Below are 17,889 nucleotides of genomic sequence, written 5' to 3' on the forward strand. Positions count from 1 at the left end.
GACCCCCGTCTGTGAGACAGGGATCAAAACACCTTACAAGTTTAAGCAAGCCAGTTGTCGGTATTGTACCGGCGACTGGTTATTTAATTTCTTTTGAATACGAATTGAATTATAATAGTTAATGTATACTCGAACGGTCTGTTCAACGATTGCCGTCGTTGTACAGGTCAGTCCTTCGAGATAGAACGTTTCAGACTTGAGCAGAGAATGGAACGATTCGATGGTGGCATTATCAGCGGGTGTTCCCTTAAAGTACATGCTCATGGTAATGCCTTTTTCTTTTACAGCCTCTTGATAAGCTTGAGACGTATACACGCTGCCCTGGTCACTGTGCAACATCATACCTTGCTGAGCTGGAAGCTGATTTAGCGTATCTAAAACAAAGGATGTATCTTGTGTATCTGCAATATTGTAAGCGACAATCTCTCCGTTGTACAAATCTAAAATGCTCGATAAGTACAATGTCTTATGACCAAATGGCAAATAAGTAATATCCGTCACTAGCTTTTGCATAGGTTCTGTTGCTTGAAATTGGAGCTTGAGCAGATGTTCTGCAACTTGTGCAGGTTGACCCGTTCGTTTACGTTTCTTCACTTTTTTACACGGCATTGCAGTTGCTCTCGTTGCATGATTCGTTGAACCCGTTTATGATTCATTTGCTGCTGCTCTAAACGGAGCAGTGCTGTGATTTTTCGATATCCATACCTGAATTTATGTTGGCTGTATAGCTCACGTATTCTCTCCACGATGTTGGATTCATTCATGTTCTTTTTTCTGGATTTCCAGCGGTAATATGTCGAACGCTGGACTCCTAGCCATGCACAAGCCTGTGTAATACTCAATTCACCTCGCAAGGACTCTATACAGGATACTACGAGTTCTGCTTCCACCGCCTCTCCAACTCCTTGTACTTTTTTAGCACATCCAACTGCTGCTTAAGATAACGATTTTCTAGTTTCAGCATCTCCACTTCCGAAGTAACTTCACTACCTTTACCATAGCTGTATTGTTTGCCAACAGGTTGCTCTAGTCTATGCATTTCACCATTTCTACACCATCTCATCCAAGTTTTTAATTGTGTTTTGTTTCGTATATTAAGCTGCTCCATAACCTCTTTCACTGGAATACCAGCTAATCTCATCTCAATAGCTTTCATCTTTATTTCTTTTGGATAACTCACTCTCGTTGCCACGACAAAACACCCCCAAGATTCTCTCTATATCTTACGACATAGTAGATTTCACTTGAAGGTGTTTTGATTTGTCTCACGCTATGGGGTCAGTCCCCCAGTTACTACAAGGGTTTTCTTTTTTGATGTAAGAGTAGTTAATAATGTATTAACTACCAATCAACTTTTATAGAGGCTCTCATTAGTTTTCCGAACTTTTGGGATGCCTCTTTTCTTTTTTACTTTGTTATGTATAAATGAATTCTCGTGTTTTTACGTCATCTGTTTGACCAAGTCTGTAAATGATCTATTCTATGCTGAAACCTGCTTCGGCAAAAAGGGGTGCTTGGATGTGCCGTAGTGAATGAAAAGTCAGCTTCTAGTATTTTTACCAGTGTCAAAAAGAATGCTTTGATACGCTTGCTGAAGCTAGTGGTACTACGTGAAGAGCTGATATACTTGAATCGATATATCTGGGACACAATCTCATCTTAATGGATTTAAAAGAACTTGTGAAATATCAAAAATCACTAATAAATGTATCTTTTTGTTATATTCTAAATATCGATGGGAGGAGATACCAATCAAATTACTATCTCAGGCTTATTCAATATTATTGTTCGTCATTTCTGGCATACCGAGATTTATGAATAATTTTGATCGATGTGGTATTCAATATTTATCGGCCGCAGTACACTATTTACTGGAATGTACTTGGTCTCCGTAACTCGGCCTTGATATATATTACCAGTGTATTCGTCGTATGCATCATATTGGACAACTGTAGTATCGTATCTGTCGTAGTTGATAGCGCCATAATAGTTACGCGTTGTGTAAGGGGAGCTTTCTGGAGGTCCTGAATAGGTCTCTGTTGTCCCATATTTTTTTTCACTGTACCTGATACGGAACCGGTCAAGCTTAACTTCACGAGGTTCAAAACATTTACTTTGTACGTCCCACTTATGGACATAGTGCCACTCACTTCTAACGTATCTGATCTTTGATATGTTTTGCCTTTTGCGACGCTTGCGAGCAGCTTTTGATTATGGATAGGTCCTACTGAATATCCGACTATTTGCGCTCTTCCCTTAACATACGATGATCCTACGTATACTCTTCGATCACCGCCGAGAGTCGAGAACTCACTGAAGCAGAGGGTCTACAAACTCTACTCGCGCATTCATATCAATTGGTAATTCATACCCAGTTATTGGAGATGCATGGCCTCCTGAAGCAAGTGCATCATGTGGTATCGTTTGGAAATCAAGTGATACTACGTAGTCCGGGGTTGTCTCAACAACATTGGTTTGGGCTGCGGTTCCTGTTCCTAACGAATCGAGCATACATGCACACAACAACAATACTGCGATCTTCTTCAATTTTTCAATCCTCCTATAATTACATAATATGTTACATGTATATGTATTACAAGGTTACTAAACACAACAGTGCATTAACTGTGGCGTTCCTCATCTCGCTTTTTATATGCCCATTTACAGGAAAAATTCTCCTTATGTCGAAGTTGTTATAGGATAGTCATCATGGGAGGTTATTGTATTGGCAAGAAAAAAGAGTAAAGCTAAACAACAAGAGGAATTGATTCATGGGATACTAGGACTCTCAATACTTACTGCGCTTTTTGGAACCTTTAATGCTACTCATTCCTGGACAGCAGCAATCATTGTATGTGGAGCTGTGCTTGCTGTATTCGTGACCGTGACCGTTCTAATTCAAACGAAGAAATCCGAACGCTTAAAGAGGTCTGGCATAGCAGAGATCGATAAAATGGACGGTGTTCAATTTGAAAAGTACCTCGGGCATTTGTTTACTGCACATGGCTACAAAACCAAAGTTACAAATGCATCAGGTGATTATGGTGCCGACCTACTCATTTCAAAGGGGAATCAAAAGATTGTCGTACAGGCAAAAAGATATAGCAACAATGTTGGATTAAAAGCTGTTCAAGAAGCCCAAGCATCAATCGCATATTATTCAGCAAATGAAGCTTGGGTCATAACGAATAGTGACTATACAGCAGCAGCCTATGAATTAGCTAAATCAAACCATGTTCGCTTAATAAACCGTGCCGAATTAATTGAAATGATTTTAGCTGTTAATACAGATGCAGCTCCGATCGCAAAGGCTGTGATTGCAGATAGTCCAGCAAAAGAGACGGCTTGTCCAAAATGTAACGCTAATTTGGTGGTTCGTAAAGGTCCGAAGGGTAGATTTTATGGTTGTAGTCGTTATCCAAAATGTCGCCATACGCAACAAGTCGATCCAAGTTCAACTTAGTGAGCTATCCATTGCGTGCGTTTGATTACATATGTATTCCCTGAGAAATTTAGAATCGCTGTTATTTAATATGGATTTAAAAAACAGGAAGACAACAAACGACCCAGCCTAGGATAAAAGCTGCCCGAGGCTGGGTCGCGAAGCAAATAAGGTTATATGCGACTGAGCGTAAGTGAGGTATAGAGTAGAGATGCACACCCGTCTAGCTTTAATCGTCAGCAGGAAGTCTCTTAGCGTGTATGAACTGAACTACAGCTGTGCTTCTGTTTTATCTTCAATTGGTCATGTAGAAAGCAAAGCTTGTAGATAGTAATAATCTATCATAGGGGATGATTAGAAGTCGAGATGGAAGTGATCCGCATGGGTGGAGTCTTGGATGAGCTTAGTGCTAGTTAGACCGTAGGTATTACTAAAGCGAATTTTGGTTACGCTTGCGTTTGCAATCGCAATTTCGAGAAATTTCTTTTCTTGCGCTGCCGTCATGGCAGTAGTGCCAAACCTGTTGCGAATGTCGAGGTTTTTGCCGTTTTGGTGACCTGCATGCTCTGGAGTATCCACGCCATCGATGAGGCTGCCGTCATTAATTTCGAGCTTTTTGCTGTACGTGGAATAAAAGCTGGAGGCAAGTTGATCCAATGCGGTCTTTGTTGCGGATGTTACCCAGCTATGATCGAGCTTATAGGTCGCATCAGCAGCAATTCCAGCTGTAGTATCGTTGTAATTGATGTAATGGGAGGTATCTTTCAGACGAACATACCCAACAGGAGAAGAACCGATGGCACCATGCAGCGCATTGCGGCTTCCAGCCCCGTAAATACCATCCGATGTCAGTCCTTTTACCGTTTGAAATACTTTAAGGTTATCTTTGGTCGCTTGGTCGAAATAACCATTTGTGCTCGTAATATGGGCGACACCTGCAAAGTAACTTTCGTTGCTGCCATATGCTCTCCAATCTTTTAGATTCTGCTTGAGTACAGCGATCTGAGCATGCGTTTGTCCAAATGCGTAAGTGCTTTGGAAGCTCGTGCCGTATTTCGTGTTAGATGCAGCAGTACCAACAGCAGCCACATTGTTATGACCAGCAGCTGCAAAAGCACTTGAAACGACGGATAACATGAGGACACTAGAGACGGCCAATGCTACAGACAGACGAGATTTCTTGTTCAACGATTATTCCCTCCAATAGTATAAAAATGTAATCATACTATCCATATAGTAGATTCACCTCGAATGGTATCATAAATCAAATCGTATACACATAGGATAGAATGACAGATACTGTCGAAGTCGTTAAAGAAATCGTATAGATGCTGTATCTATCGATAACACGTTTTAGGAGAGATGAATACAAAACAGATGACAATGAAAAATGTGTAAAATTGTACTCGTGTACTCAGGTCATTAGGAAGTGCGGTAGTTCCGAATAGTTACCATTATAAGTGTAGTGGAAGCCGTAACTTTATGCTTCCAGCCACAAGAACCCACCTCGAAAAATAGACGAGCGTGGGTTTTGTTTTTTATACGTATCACGACTGATCACGAATGGTCAGGCCTTCACTACCGACAAGAGCATACCCCGAACTATTGACCAAAGTTCAAACTACAGCATCCTCATAAGCGGAAACGTTCAAAAGCGCAAGGGTGAATTTTTTTCACCCTCCCGAGATGAAAGGAGCAGTGTTATCCTGATTTTAGGAAACGAAATGCCATGATCTTACAATATGATGCATGTCTAGACTTTTTTCTAGGCTCGTTTCCTGCTACTTATTCGGGGTAGGGGGGATTTTGTGAAAATATCTTTTGTTATTCCTTCGTATAACTCGGCTCCTCACTTGGTACAAGGCTTAACTTTTTTAGCGTCACAGCAGCTTGACCAAGAGCTTGAAATGGAAGTGATCGTCGTAGATGACGGCTCGTCAGATGGAACAAAGGAAGCGGTAGCCTCATTTCACGCACAGTTTCACAATCTTCTTTATCTGTTTCGTCCAAGAGATGAACTGTCGAACCGTGCCAGAGCAAGAAATATAGGACTAGAGCAGGCGAGTGGCGATCTCATTTGCTTTTTAGATGCAGGTATTGTTGTGCCGTCTACCTTTACAAAAGGGATTGCAGCTCAATATGCAACAACAGCATCCGTTACCTCCCGCTTGGTACTGCTGCACGTCATCTATGGTGTACCTTTAGATACGGATAACTCGGGTTTAAGCGCGATTGAAAATTTAAATCCCTATAACTTTCAGCAATGGGTGGAACAGAACAAAGACGCCTCCATCTGGCAAGATTATCGTGAGCCTACGTTTAAAATGCTGCGGGATCGGCTCGATGGCTTGCCTGCTCCGTGGGAATTCGGGTTAGCAGGAGCAATAACGGTACCTGCATCTTTAGCGCGACAAGTAAATGGATTCGATGACACATTTATGGGCTGGGGGACAGAGGACATCGAATTTGCGTATCGGCTATATCTTGCTGGGGCATCCTTCCGTGGTGAGAGACAAGCTTACGCGCTTCATCTGCCTCATCCCACATCATTAACCGAGCAAAAAATGTTATCTGACCGCAACAACCGTATTCGGATGCACCACAAGCACTACCGCATGGAAACAGAGCTGTTTGTATATTATCAAGGACTGCTCATCGGGCCTGTACTCGAAAAAATGCATCAGCTAGACCTCACACACCTATGGCCTGCCAATACAGTTTCAGCGCTAACCCTTAATGAGATTAGAAACAAGTATATAAGGGGTACAAGCAGGTCCCTACTACTTGGCATCGAACAGCCAGCTGTCGCAAAAGAACTGAATACCAGTCATCTATTTGCCCATCGACAAAAGAGCTATGAGCAGTTGACTAAGGAACTGGAAGGACAACAAACGTTCCATCTGATCGGATGTGATACCCCTTTTACAGACCACTTCTTTGATGTCGTTATTATGACGGATTATATCCGAGTGTTTCACCCTTACATGCAGCGTATGTTGTTGCAGGAATTGCATCGCATTGCTCGGCAGGTGGTTTGGATTCATGGGGATGATCATATGCCAGCATGGGCGAGTGAGACGCTGATGGAGCAAAATAAAATTGATGTTCCATCCGTTCTGGCACGTTTTCAGCCGGATATTTACATCGTCTCTTCTGGTTTGCGAAAAGGACATTTAAAAGAGCGTAATTATTGGTCATCGATTCAGGACGTGACGGATTTATGCGCTGAATTAAACATTCCTATTCATTTGGAAAATATCATAACTGGAACGCAGGCTGTTGGGGAATCGATAGATGTTCATTAAAAATGAGTTTGTAGCGAGGGTTACGGTAATTAAATGCAAGTTGAGTGACAAAGCGCCAATCTGGTGTGAAATGTTAGCAACCTTATATGAGGGGGATATGTGAATGATAACAAAGGTGGATGGATTAAAAAACTTTATTGCAAGCATTTGCCAAGAAAAAATGAATATCGCCATTCCGGAAGTGATTGATACAGAGGGGGCTGTGGAGACGGTATTTCAGCTGGATTCGATCTCGATGTTTGAGTTAATCGTTAATCTGGAAGATAAGTACGATACCAAAGTGCCCGACGATGATATCGAACGGATTGGACGGATGAATTTACATGAGCTGTGTAATTATTTCGAAGAGCGGACAGTAGCTCATGGATAAATCCGTAGTCATTACGGGCTTAGGTGTCATTACTCCGTTTGGCAAAGGATTAGAGGCAATTCGCAGTTACACGTTCGCAGGACGGCACGGCTTCACGGACATTGAGAGCTTCTCAACCGCGCTAAACCATGCAAAGCGAGGCGGCGAATTAAAAGATAGGGATCGTACCTTCCGCGCCTTCAGTCGATATTGCATCGACGAAGCATTGGCAATGGCAGGGCTTGATCGAACGAAGAATCAAGAGCTGTTAAAAGACGCCGTCGTAGCGATCGGTAATGTGGGGGAAGGCATCGGGCTAGAACATTATTATCAGACACAATACAGCAGCGAGACGGGCGCTGAGTTGGGGCTGCAAGCTGCCGTGGACGTGGATGATCCGCTCATCCGCCAGCGCGATCCTTTCCGCGCGGCAGAAGAGGCGGCAGCGTACATAGGCTCCACAAATGTCCGCATTGCATTTTCCAACGCCTGCGTAGCATCTGTAAATGCGATTGGCTACGGTTATGAGCAGATCCGAAAAGGCAGAGCCTCGTGTGCACTGGTAGGCGGCATTCATGTTTTGAATCCGTTTGTGTTTCACAACTTTGATTCAAACCGTGCGATGGCAAGTGATGTCGTGCGCCCCTTCTCGCTTGAGCGCGACGGCTTATTAATAAGTGACGGGGCAGCTATGCTCCTGCTGGAGTCACGTGAACGCGCGCGGCAAAGGCAGGCGAGGCCGCTTGCTGAGCTATTAGGCTGGGGTCTAAGCGCAGATGGATTTCATGTGACGCAGCCGCATCCTGAAGGAAACGGTCTGGCAAGAGCGATGCAGGCTGCTCTACGCAGTGCCCATTTGTCCCCTGCGGACATTGATTATATAAATGCGCATGGGACAGGTACGCCGCTGAACGACCGCAGCGAGACAAAAGCCGTCAAGCAGGTATTTGGCAAGGAGGCATACCGTCTTCCTGTCAGCTCCACCAAATCAACGACAGGCCATATGCTGGAAGCGACAGGAGCTGTAGAAGCGGTCATTAGCATAGTTGCACTTATGGATCAGCAGATTCCACCGACAGCCAACTATGGCACGCCGGACCCTGAGCTGGATCTCGATTACGTGACAGAGGGTGTCAGAGCAGCGCCGCTTCATATGGTTATGTCCAATTCTAGTGCATTTGGCGGGAACAACTGCTCCTTGATTTTGGGGAAAGGGGAGGTTGGATGATTCAGGCACAACGAATTTCAATTTTGAACGGCGAACAGCTAGCAGCGTTCAACACACATTATCGAATTACGGGTCTGCATCAACAGACAGGGGTGTTGGAGTTGGCTTCATTAAGAGGTTTTATTCGCTCACCGTTCAGCCCGCTTATTTATACAAGTGCAACAGAAGTTTCAACACAAGCAGGCCTTACCGAGCCAACGATTTCTGACACGCAAAAAGGCATTATTCTAGGCAGCATGTTTATTGATGCAATGACAGAGGAAGAGCAGTGGAAGGATTTGCTGGCTGGCAAAAAAATAAGCCCTATCATGTTTCCGCAGATTGTACCAAGCTCCATTGTTGGTTTTGTAAATAAACAATTGTCCATCCAAGGACCGATGACCTGCATAAGTCCTAGCCCAGAGACAGATGGAGCAGGAATTATGTTGCGGCAAGCTGCGGACTGGATTGAAGATGGTCTTGCGGATATCGTGCTTGTGGTGTTATGCGATGTCCCTTCGCGCCGTGCGAAGCAGTGGGCGCTTGATACAACAACTGGTGTTCATGTGAGCGGAGAGCTGGCAGGGGGTGTCGTCAGCTGGGTGATGGAGTCTGAGGAGCATGCTGCTAGACGGGGAGCAGCGTCCGTATGTACGGTGCAAGAGTTGTACGATCAGCTTCAGCCTCCAGGTGGTGTTGGCATGGCCCGACAGTTCTGGACATAAAGGGGAGTGTTAAGGAATGAAGCTGATGACGCGGCATGATGATCATCCGGCCATTCAGGTTGGAAGCTGGACCCAAAGTTATGCGGAATTGCAACGTGCAGTACACGATAAAATGGAGCTGCTGCAATCATTAGACAATAAATCTGGAAAGGTGGCTCTCGACCTTCCTGATTCAGGTACGTTTTTGGAATGGGCATTGGCTGCATGGGGCAGTGAGCAGTGCATCATGATTCTGGACCAACGCTTAACAGCAGCAGAAAAAGAAGCGCGTCTGCAACAATATCGGCCCGCAGTTGTCATTGGCTCGGATACAGGGGCGGGAGTGGCACCCACATTTCAAGTGGAGGTTCCTTATCAAGTTCGTCTTTGTTCCGAGCAGGAAGAAGCACCTGATAGCAACACGCTACAGGAGACGAAGCATCATCAACTGGCGCTTGTTCTTTTTTCTTCGGGATCAACAGGGATTCCAAAGCTGATCAGACGAGACCGTGCTTCTTTGCTGACGGAATGGTCAAGCTACAGCGAGGAAGAGGGATCTCCGAATGAACATGCACGTGTGCTTTGCCTCGTTCCGGTCAGTCATACGTTTGGGCTGGTATCGGCAGTCGTGCATACGTTAAGATGCGGCGGAACGATAGTGTTCCCCGAAATGATCAAGCCGCGAGCTATCGTAGATCAGATAGCGGAGCAGTCGATTACACATATGTACGGCGTAGCATTCCATTATCAGCTGCTACTAACCGAACTGGAGCAGCGCCGACATATGTTGCCTGGCAAGCTTCCGCTTATGTTGTGTTCCGGCGGGCCTCTTCCTGCACAACTGTTGCAGCAATATGAGGACAAGCTGCACGTTGGCATCGGACAGCAGTATGGTATGAGCGAAGTCGGCTACATTGCCGTGAATTTTCGCGCCTTACATCCAGGCTCCGTTGGCAGCATCGCCAAGCATTTGTCGTGGATAATTGATGAAGAGCGGCAATTAGGCATTGAACTGCCATGTTCACCTTATGTAACACAGCAGCATAATTGGATTCCTCATCAAGAAGCCTCGTCTAACCGTGTTCAGCCTGCTGAAGGGATTTTGCTTACGGAGGATTTGGTGTCAATGGATGAGTCTGGTTGTCTTACCATTACGGGACGTGCCAATGATCTTGTTAGCATCGGCGGTTTAAAAGTAAAAATAACTGAAGTGGAGCATACACTGCGAGGACACCCGGACATCCACGATTGCTGCGTAATAGCTCTTCCCCACCCGATTTATGGACATATACTGGAAGCTTTTATCGTATGGGGACCGGAGCGATGGCTGTCTTTTGATCAGCTTACGCAGTGGTTAAAGCAGCACTTGGCGGACTACAAAATTCCTCGTAAATTTCGTGTCGTGGAGCATATTCCTACCTCGGCGGCAGGCAAAATTTTAAAAGGACAATTAATGAAGGAGATTGCTTATGAACGTTCTCGATGAGATCAGACAGATGGTGACGGAGTCCGATTTGTTTTCGAGCTTGGATCAGGAATTAGGAGCAGATGACCCCATTCATTTGGATTCGATGTCCTTAATTTGGCTGATCACCAAAATAGAAGAACGTTATTCGATTCAAATTGATTACCGCACAGAAAATCTCGCTTATTTTGAAAGCATGCAGTCAATTTCCACCTATATCGATCTTAGGCTAAGAGGTGTTGAAACATGAAGTGGACGATGACAACCGTTTCTTTTCGTTATCATTTGCACTCGTTTGCTGACCTGATGAAGTTTGCGGCGGATGCTGGCTTTCAAGGGATCGAGCTGTGGGAGCCTCATTGGATTCGGCACTCTGAGGCCATCCTCGCCTATGTTCAAGCCCACAAGCGGGATGCGATTCCGATCCGTGTCTTAAGCGGGTATCAAGACTTGACTGACCTGACACAACCTGTGCAGCAATGGCAGCAGCAGCTCAGACATAAATTAGAGGTGTGTCAGCAGCTAAACATTCCTGTACTGCGCCTGTTTACAGGTCAAATGTCAAGCGCGGAGGCAAACGATGATGTCTGGCGAGCGTGGCTGGATCGTCTGGATACGCTTGAACTCATGGCTCGTGACAGACAGGTACAGGTTGTATTCGAAACGCATCCCGGTACGCTGCTGGATCAGCCGGATGCTGTAGATCGCTTCGTGAAGGCTGTCACAACGAGAAGGTGGCAGCAGATCGGCCTTAATTTCGACGTATACCATGTTTGGGAATTCGGTGTTGATCCACTCGACTATATGCAGCGCTGGTTTTCGGCCGTTAAACATATTCATCTCAAAAATGCGAGCAAACGGACGTCGCAGTTTATATTTGGAAACGTGTATCACCCAGCGGGTAATTATTCGGACTTGACCGAGCTTCAGCAAGGCCAAATTGACATCCTGCCGATTATGCAGTACGCCTCTGACAGCGGATATCACGGAGCAGTAACGTTAGAGTGGTTTGGTCTGCCCTCTTGTGAGCAATATCAGCGCGAGCTGGCTTATTTGGGACAAGTTCAACTCCCTGTCAAGCAGGTGCTCTTATGACGGAAGTGTTATCCGTTCTGCCTCATCGCAGCCCGTTCCTGTTCGTTGATCGGGTCGTAGAATGTGTTCCAGGGGTGATGGCTAGAGGATATAAACAGATCACCATCAATGAATGGTTTTTTGCTGGACACTTTCCTGATGACCCGATTATGCCTGGCGTGCTGATGACAGAAGCGATTGCACAGCTATCGGCTTTTGCTGCTTCACCTCATGAGGGAGGGGCGCGGCGCGGTATGATTGCGTCGGTTGGCCGTACCAAGTATGCAGGTATAGTGAAGCCAGGTGACCGTTTGGATCTCTACTTCGAGATCGTGACACAGAAAGGCGCATTTACGAAAGGGAACGGAACAGCTTCTGTCGAGGGAAAAGTTATGGTTACGGTGGAGGACTTGATCATCTATACCGAGAAGGGGGAGAGTCCATGAAAGTGCTGCTTGTGACTAGCAACTGGACGGAGACGTTGGGCCACGTAGTACGTGGCATTGCTATCGCCGAACAACTATTAAAACAAGGCCATCAGGCAGCCTTTTTATGCCCAAAGTCATATCGGGAGCTGCTACCACAGCAGGCAGCTTGGTATGAATCGGCACCTAAGCCGAGCTTCACGAACAAAAATTATTTTGGCCTGCACACGTACGAAGACATTTTGTTCGCCTCGGGCCATACTGAACCGCAGCAAATCAGATGTACCGTGGAGCGAGAACGTGAAGTGATACGGGAATATGTACCGGATATTATTTTGAACGACGAGCAGTTCACGATTGGAATATCGGCCAGTTTGGAGCATGTGCCTGTCGCTTCAATAGTAACGTGGCCGCTACATCCCAACTTCCGCTCACCACAGGAGCCGGACATCCCGCTTCGGGATATGATGCTGCGCCGACTGCGCAGCAGTTGGAATCAAGTGCTGGCACAATACGAATTGCAGCCAGTTGCGCATTTAAGCGAGCTGTTATTTCATCGCAGCTCATTGCTTATCGCACCAACAAGTCCATCCTTGGAGCCAGAGCTTGCTCATCAGGAGACACGTGTACATTACGTCGGGCCTCTAGCCCCGCAAGGCAAATTTGCCGAAGTCCCACCTTGGATGGACGCCCTCCATCATCCAAGCTCTGAACGAGCAACTGTATTTATTTACTTGTCCTCTCTCCCGTTTGGCATGAATACGATCGACAGCTTTGAGCTGCTAGCTGACAGCTATCGGGGGACTAACATACAAGCTGTTTTTGGCATCGGTAAATTTAATGAGGCTACAGAACAGCAGTTGCGACGATTGGAAGGGCCTAATTTACGCTTTGAGCGATTTGTGCCTGGTGAAGCGATGATGGCACGAGCCCAGTTGGCGATATTTCCAGGCACACACAGTATGATGGTGTCGGCAGCCAAGTACGGGGTGCCGTGTCTATTGTTTCCTGACTTTTTCGAAAGAGCGTACAACGCCAGTTGTCTGGAACGGGTGGGTCTTGGCTTCATTTGTGAAGCGGATGGCTTAACGAGTGAACGTATCCGCGAGCTATCACAGCAGCTCATATCCTCTCGTGGTGAGCATACGCGTGCGCTACAAGTGCAAGTCGAGTTAAATGCGCTCGGAGGGGCAAGCAAGGCTGTCGCACATCTGGATACGTTTGTTCAGGAACAGCACGTTAGCAGCCATTTCGGATAAAAGGAGCGCAAGACATGAATCTGGTGACGACCTATAACTGTGTCATTGCTACAATCTACAATTATTTAACACACGTACAGAAACTTGAATTTGAACTGGAAGCACTTATTTTTAGCCCACCCTTTTTTAAACTGGTTACTTCATACGATGGCTTTTTAACATCCGCGCCATTTGAGGAAGTTGTGACGCCTTTTTTGCAGCGTGCCGATTGCCGCATGGTGTTTCCGGATGTAAGCAGTCCGCAGACAGCTATCGCGTATGCGCATGAGCATTTACGCACGAAGGGCATCGTACCAGTAGCTATTAATTTGCGCTATGATGTGCTCGAACCGCTGCCCTTCGACAACGATGCATGGCACATTCATATCATCGTTGACCGAGAAGGGACGGGCAGGTTCAAAATGTACGACCAGTTCGAGGATAAATATTATGTAGTGGATGAACAACATCTGATGAAGGCGATCGATACGCCGTTTAACTATAGAAATTCAGGACAATTTACACCATTTATGCAGATGGAAGTGAACGATAGGGAAGCTACACAGCGTAAGCTTGTGACCGGCAGTAGTGGACTGTCCAGCTTGCGGCACGCTGTCGAGCATTATCCGCTGCACATCAATTTGCATATGGGAAGTATGTTTTTTGACGGTATATCCCGGTACGCGGTGGAAAGACCTAAAGATTCTGACATTTATAAGCTGATGAACTATCCCCATATTATTTGTAAAAGTCGTCATTTTGTTGCCGAGTATGTGAAGCGCTCTATAGGAGGCAATCTGACAGGAATGGGCGGAGTGGAGCAGTTGCAGAGCGGCTGGGAAAGGTTTCGCCGACTGCTTGGTATGGCTTTGCATCGCCAAGAACGTGAGGCGTTCACTCGTTTAACCAAACAATACGAGCAATTAATATACCTCGAACTACATTGTCTGCAGGAGGTTATGAGCCAATATGAAGCTAGTATCGACGTATAATTGCATACTCGCCAGCGTGTATAACTACATCACTCAAGCGTATCCCCTTTCCTTTCAACTGGAGACGCTGCTCTTTAACCCTGACTTCCTAAAGCTTCAGCATTTGTATACGAAGCTGCTGCTGTCTCATCCCTATGATGTGTCCAAACGATTTGTGACGGAGATCGGGGGGACGATTGAATTTCCGAATGTACGCGATGTAGCAGGCGCGGTGGCATATGCGGATACGCATTTGCAGCATACTGGCGTGCTGCCAATCGCTATTAATTTGAAGTATTCTGTGCTTGATCCCGCACCTTTTGATAATGATTTTTGGAATTTTCAAATGGTAGTGGAGCGGAGCGACGAGCAGCATTTTATCATGTTTGATATGTTTCATGGGACAAAATATACCGTTAATATGCATCATTTCTCCAATATGATCGATACACCGTTTAACTATCGTAATGAAGGGGAATTCACGCCCTTTATGATCATCCACATTCCTGATGTTGAGCATACTCGGCACTTGCTCTTGCAAACGAACATAACAGATCGTTTGCTGGGTGCGTTGCAGGCTTACTCACCCGCGCACAATCTGGCTGAGGGCTGCGCCTTTATCGAATATATTCGGAACGCTTTCTTGAAGGAGGAAGTAACCGATCTTCATGATGAGGTGTATCGAATTATGGGCTTTCAAATTATTATTTCCAAGAGCAGAGAGCAATTGCTGAACAGCGCAGCAGCTATCGGCATTCCAATCACAGAGGAAGATCGTGAACTTGTGAAATGGTGGGAGACGTTCAGGCTCCAACTTGCAATGACAATCAACAGGCGCGAGGCAGAAGGATACGAGCATTTACTCTGGATGTATCGCGATCTGAATCGTCATGAGACGCTTGTTGTTGAGCGATTGGAGCAGCAAATTGTGCTGATGCAGACAAAGGGGGCTGCACAGTGAATGACACTCACACATGCTTATAATTGTGTGTCCGCAGCTGTGTATAACATGCTCGTTGTGAACTATAAATTCCGGTTTCCTTTTGAGCTGATGAGTATGTCCTCTTCCTTTTTTGAGCTGTTTGTTGATAAGGGACGGTTAAGCTGCGGTTCTCCCATTCATCGTGCTAACGATTTTCTGGTGCAATTCGGCACACGTATTTACTACCCCGATATGTTAGACGTGAACGGAGCAATCGCCTACGCGCAGCACTATTTAGACCGACGGGGCGTCCTGCCGCTATCGATTAATTTGAAATATGATACGGCATCACCCAAGACGTTTGACGATGATCACTGGCATTTTCATCTATTAGTGCGTAAGTCGGAACAAAATAAATTTATGATCTTTAATTTATTTAATGGCGATTATTATGAGGTTTGCGAAGCACACCTGGCCAAGCTGATCGATACCGCATTTAATTACCGCTATGCGCAGCAATTTACACCTTTTATGCAGTTGGAACTGGAAAATTATGAGCTGGCACAGGCTGTGCTTGGACGTGACAATGACAGAGTTGACATGCTCCGACACGTGCTGAAACATTACCCGCTTGAATCCAATCTGGATGAGGGCCGTGACTATTTACAAGCGTTGACTGCGTATATTCATTCGGGTGAACGCCAGCTCCATTATGAGCATCAAGTGCTGGATTACCAGCGCATCGTGACGCGCAGCAGGGAGTTGGTTCGGAATTATCTCTGGTCCTGTGATGAGGGAGAGTCAAGTAATACCGCATTTCAGACTGTTGTGCAAGAATGGGATGCTTTCCGCAATAAATTGGCAATGGCTTTAATGCGGAGAAGCAGCACGGATATGGCTGCCTTGCAGGGGCATTACGAACAGTTGATTCAGTTGGAATACAACACGTTAAGCAATGTCATCACCCTAGTTGAGGCTGCAAAAACAAGATAAGCATTTATACACGAAGGGAGCGCTTCTATTGCCAGTCATTCAAGTGGACAACTTGTTTAAAAAATACGATAAAGCACCGTTTCCGGCGGTTCGCAATCTGTCTTTTCAGGTGGAGCAAGGGGAAATATTTGGTCTGCTCGGCCCAAACGGCGCAGGAAAAAGTACGACCTTTAAAATGTTGACCACGCTGCTCGAACCGACGGAAGGTTCCATACTTATTTTAAATCGGGATACGATGACTTCACAGAAAGCGATTCGAGAGCATATCGGTTATGTTTCTCAGATTGGTGGACACGATCATCAATTAACAGCGTATGAGAACTTGCGTTGGATCAGCAAGCTGTATCACATCCCACGCAAGCAAATGAACGACAGAATTATGGAAGTGCTGGACTATGTCCATCTACTGGAAGTGAAGGATAACTTGCTAATGACCTTCTCGGGAGGGATGAGACGGCGTTTTGAGATCGCGACAGCTTTGCTGCATCATCCGAAAATATTGTTTCTGGATGAGCCTTCCTCCGGCTTGGACGTAGAGCATCGTTATCAATTGTGGCATGTGCTGGAGCGGCTCAAAAGGGAGCAGAACATGACTGTATTTCTAACTACGCATTACTTGGAGGAAGCCGATCGCCTATGCGACCGAGTCATGATTATTCAAGAAGGCCAATGTGTATGTCTAGGTGAGCCTGAACAGCTCAAGCAAGAAGTAGGCGGCGACCAAATTTATATTACAGTGGCAGAACATTCGTCAGTGATTACGGAAGAAGAACTGCACAGTAAACTGCTGGAGGCGCATGAGCAGCTGGTTATAAAACGAATTCAACTAAATGAGGCCTGTACGGAGCTGCGTTTCTGGGTTGATCAGGGTCACCGTCAGGTTACGCCGATTCTCGATTTGTTAAGCCATTATGACGTACAGATCACCTCGGTACGTGTCACGCAGCCGACGTTGGATGACGTTATGCTGCAATATACACAAAGGAGTATTCAATATGCTTAATTGGAAATGGCTTTGGTTTGATTTTAGCGGCATCTTTTGGCGGAGCCATGCTCAATTGGTCAAGCTGCCGATATACTTGCTGACCAGCATTGCGACACCTTTAATCTGGCTCTTGCTGTTCAGCCAAATTTTTCAGCCTGTCATTCATACCGGACAGTTTAGTGAGTTTGGGGACAATTATTTGTTGTTTTTTGCACCAGGCGTTGTGGTTATGACCACTTTGTTTGGCGCAGGGTGGTCGGGTATGGGAGTGCTGGCTGATATCTCGACAGGTGTCATTGAGAAAATTATTTCGACGCCGTCGAACCGTTCAGCCGTTATTTTAGGCAAACTTTCTCATCAGGCTATGGTTATTATTATGCAAGCCGTTATTGTAATGGTCATTGCGATATTGATGGGCGCGCAAGGAAGCTTAAATATCGGTACAGCGCTAGGCATTGCTGGATTCGGTTATTTAATGTCGATTGGTATTGCGGCCATCTCGTATGGTGTTGCACTGCTAGTGCGCCATACGGACAGTATGATGGTCGTCGTAAATTTATCGCTAATGCCGATGCAGTTTTTATCCAGTACGATGATGCCGATGAGCTCTTTGCCAAAATGGATTCAAGTGGTGTCCTATTTTAATCCGGTTGATTGGTATGTCGTTGTTGTCCGTACGTTATGGCTGAAAGGATGGGAATGGGACATTTTGCTTCGACCAGGCTTATGTATATTCGGTTTATCGATTGCAGGTATGATCTTCTGCTCGTATGTGTTTAATCGGGCGTTAAGCGGAGATTGGAGGTAGC

17 protein-coding genes and 1 pseudogene are annotated in these 17,889 nt (G+C 45.8%); 15 read left to right on the forward strand and 3 right to left on the reverse strand.

What is annotated here, in order from left to right; translation table 11 throughout:
- Positions 1–33: 33 nt before the first annotated feature.
- Positions 34–1,192 (reverse strand): annotated as a pseudogene (locus tag H509_RS25525) (IS3 family transposase).
- 1,118 nt (positions 1,193–2,310) lie between these two features.
- The gene (locus tag H509_RS0115225) at positions 2,311–2,547 is read right to left on the reverse strand and encodes a hypothetical protein (RefSeq protein WP_028545838.1); all 237 of its coding nucleotides are present in this window, start codon (positions 2,545–2,547) and stop codon (positions 2,311–2,313) included.
- A 178-nt stretch (positions 2,548–2,725) separates the two neighbouring features.
- Between H509_RS0115225 and H509_RS0115230 the strand changes: the two genes are divergently transcribed.
- On the forward strand, positions 2,726–3,463 hold the full coding sequence (locus H509_RS0115230) for a restriction endonuclease (protein ID WP_028545839.1): 738 nt from the start codon (positions 2,726–2,728) through the stop codon (positions 3,461–3,463).
- A gap of 333 nt (positions 3,464–3,796) precedes the next feature.
- Here H509_RS0115230 and H509_RS0115235 read toward each other — a convergent pair whose 3' ends face one another.
- Positions 3,797–4,630 carry a peptidoglycan-binding domain-containing protein gene (locus H509_RS0115235; RefSeq protein WP_028545840.1) on the reverse strand — a complete coding sequence of 278 codons (834 nt, stop codon included), beginning with the start codon at positions 4,628–4,630 and terminating at the stop codon, positions 3,797–3,799.
- A gap of 620 nt (positions 4,631–5,250) precedes the next feature.
- On the opposite strand from H509_RS0115235, the gene H509_RS25530 reads away from it, so the two are divergent.
- The 14 genes from H509_RS25530 (at position 5,251) to H509_RS0115310 (ending at position 17,888) form a co-directional block, all read left to right on the forward strand.
- A complete protein-coding gene (locus H509_RS25530) occupies positions 5,251–6,747 on the forward strand; it encodes a glycosyltransferase family 2 protein (protein WP_051287216.1) in 1,497 nt (498 codons plus the stop codon).
- Positions 6,748–6,850: 103 nt separating this feature from the next.
- Complete coding sequence (locus H509_RS0115250) at positions 6,851–7,117, forward strand: acyl carrier protein (RefSeq protein ID WP_028545841.1); 267 nt, start codon at positions 6,851–6,853, stop codon at positions 7,115–7,117.
- Positions 7,110–8,324, forward strand: a complete 1,215-nt coding sequence (locus tag H509_RS0115255) for a beta-ketoacyl-[acyl-carrier-protein] synthase family protein (protein WP_028545842.1) — start codon at positions 7,110–7,112, stop codon at positions 8,322–8,324. The genes H509_RS0115250 and H509_RS0115255 overlap by 8 nt, the downstream gene beginning before the upstream one ends.
- Complete coding sequence (locus H509_RS25535) at positions 8,321–9,028, forward strand: beta-ketoacyl synthase N-terminal-like domain-containing protein (RefSeq protein ID WP_051287218.1); 708 nt, start codon at positions 8,321–8,323, stop codon at positions 9,026–9,028. The genes H509_RS0115255 and H509_RS25535 overlap by 4 nt, the downstream gene beginning before the upstream one ends.
- A gap of 16 nt (positions 9,029–9,044) precedes the next feature.
- Positions 9,045–10,493 (forward strand): class I adenylate-forming enzyme family protein, encoded by a 1,449-nt coding sequence (locus H509_RS0115265; RefSeq protein WP_051287220.1) that lies wholly within the window; start codon positions 9,045–9,047, stop codon positions 10,491–10,493.
- Entirely contained in the window at positions 10,477–10,722 is a 246-nt protein-coding gene (locus H509_RS0115270; protein WP_028545844.1) for a hypothetical protein, read from the forward strand. Before H509_RS0115265 ends, H509_RS0115270 begins: the two co-directional genes overlap by 17 nt.
- Positions 10,719–11,567 (forward strand): sugar phosphate isomerase/epimerase family protein, encoded by an 849-nt coding sequence (locus H509_RS0115275; protein WP_028545845.1) that lies wholly within the window; start codon positions 10,719–10,721, stop codon positions 11,565–11,567. Before H509_RS0115270 ends, H509_RS0115275 begins: the two co-directional genes overlap by 4 nt.
- On the forward strand, positions 11,564–11,992 hold the full coding sequence (gene fabZ, locus H509_RS0115280; protein WP_028545846.1) for a 3-hydroxyacyl-ACP dehydratase FabZ: 429 nt from the start codon (positions 11,564–11,566) through the stop codon (positions 11,990–11,992). Before H509_RS0115275 ends, fabZ begins: the two co-directional genes overlap by 4 nt.
- Positions 11,989–13,230 (forward strand): glycosyltransferase, encoded by a 1,242-nt coding sequence (locus tag H509_RS25540; RefSeq protein WP_051287223.1) that lies wholly within the window; start codon positions 11,989–11,991, stop codon positions 13,228–13,230. Before fabZ ends, H509_RS25540 begins: the two co-directional genes overlap by 4 nt.
- Positions 13,231–13,244: 14 nt before the next feature.
- Positions 13,245–14,201 (forward strand): hypothetical protein, encoded by a 957-nt coding sequence (locus H509_RS0115290; RefSeq protein WP_028545847.1) that lies wholly within the window; start codon positions 13,245–13,247, stop codon positions 14,199–14,201.
- Positions 14,179–15,141 (forward strand): hypothetical protein, encoded by a 963-nt coding sequence (locus H509_RS0115295; RefSeq protein WP_028545848.1) that lies wholly within the window; start codon positions 14,179–14,181, stop codon positions 15,139–15,141. Before H509_RS0115290 ends, H509_RS0115295 begins: the two co-directional genes overlap by 23 nt.
- The gene (locus tag H509_RS0115300; protein WP_028545849.1) at positions 15,142–16,095 is read left to right on the forward strand and encodes a hypothetical protein; all 954 of its coding nucleotides are present in this window, start codon (positions 15,142–15,144) and stop codon (positions 16,093–16,095) included.
- Positions 16,073–17,098: an ABC transporter ATP-binding protein gene (locus tag H509_RS0115305; protein WP_245596100.1), complete on the forward strand. Its 1,026-nt coding sequence runs from the start codon at positions 16,073–16,075 to the stop codon at positions 17,096–17,098. The genes H509_RS0115300 and H509_RS0115305 overlap by 23 nt, the downstream gene beginning before the upstream one ends.
- Complete coding sequence (locus H509_RS0115310) at positions 17,091–17,888, forward strand: ABC transporter permease (protein ID WP_028545851.1); 798 nt, start codon at positions 17,091–17,093, stop codon at positions 17,886–17,888. The genes H509_RS0115305 and H509_RS0115310 overlap by 8 nt, the downstream gene beginning before the upstream one ends.
- Position 17,889 lies beyond the last annotated feature (1 nt).

Origin of the sequence: Paenibacillus taiwanensis DSM 18679, from assembly GCF_000425125.1 — a bacterium.
GTDB lineage: Bacteria > Bacillota > Bacilli > Paenibacillales > Paenibacillaceae > Paenibacillus_B > Paenibacillus_B taiwanensis.

Bases quoted from the DNA above. Each gene is read 5' to 3' on its own strand.
- H509_RS0115250 (WP_028545841.1), top strand. From the start codon at position 6,851: ATGATAACAAAGGTGGATGGATTAAAAAACTTTATTGCAAGCATTTGC.
- H509_RS0115255 (WP_028545842.1), top strand. From the start codon at position 7,110: ATGGATAAATCCGTAGTCATTACGGGCTTAGGTGTCATTACTCCGTTT.
- H509_RS25535 (WP_051287218.1), top strand. From the start codon at position 8,321: ATGATTCAGGCACAACGAATTTCAATTTTGAACGGCGAACAGCTAGCA.
- H509_RS0115265 (WP_051287220.1), top strand. From the start codon at position 9,045: ATGAAGCTGATGACGCGGCATGATGATCATCCGGCCATTCAGGTTGGA.
- H509_RS0115270 (WP_028545844.1), top strand. From the start codon at position 10,477: ATGAACGTTCTCGATGAGATCAGACAGATGGTGACGGAGTCCGATTTG.
- H509_RS0115275 (WP_028545845.1), top strand. From the start codon at position 10,719: ATGAAGTGGACGATGACAACCGTTTCTTTTCGTTATCATTTGCACTCG.
- fabZ (WP_028545846.1), top strand. From the start codon at position 11,564: ATGACGGAAGTGTTATCCGTTCTGCCTCATCGCAGCCCGTTCCTGTTC.
- H509_RS25540 (WP_051287223.1), top strand. From the start codon at position 11,989: ATGAAAGTGCTGCTTGTGACTAGCAACTGGACGGAGACGTTGGGCCAC.
- H509_RS0115290 (WP_028545847.1), top strand. From the start codon at position 13,245: ATGAATCTGGTGACGACCTATAACTGTGTCATTGCTACAATCTACAAT.
- H509_RS0115295 (WP_028545848.1), top strand. From the start codon at position 14,179: ATGAAGCTAGTATCGACGTATAATTGCATACTCGCCAGCGTGTATAAC.
- H509_RS0115300 (WP_028545849.1), top strand. From the start codon at position 15,142: ATGACACTCACACATGCTTATAATTGTGTGTCCGCAGCTGTGTATAAC.
- H509_RS0115310 (WP_028545851.1), top strand. From the start codon at position 17,091: ATGCTTAATTGGAAATGGCTTTGGTTTGATTTTAGCGGCATCTTTTGG.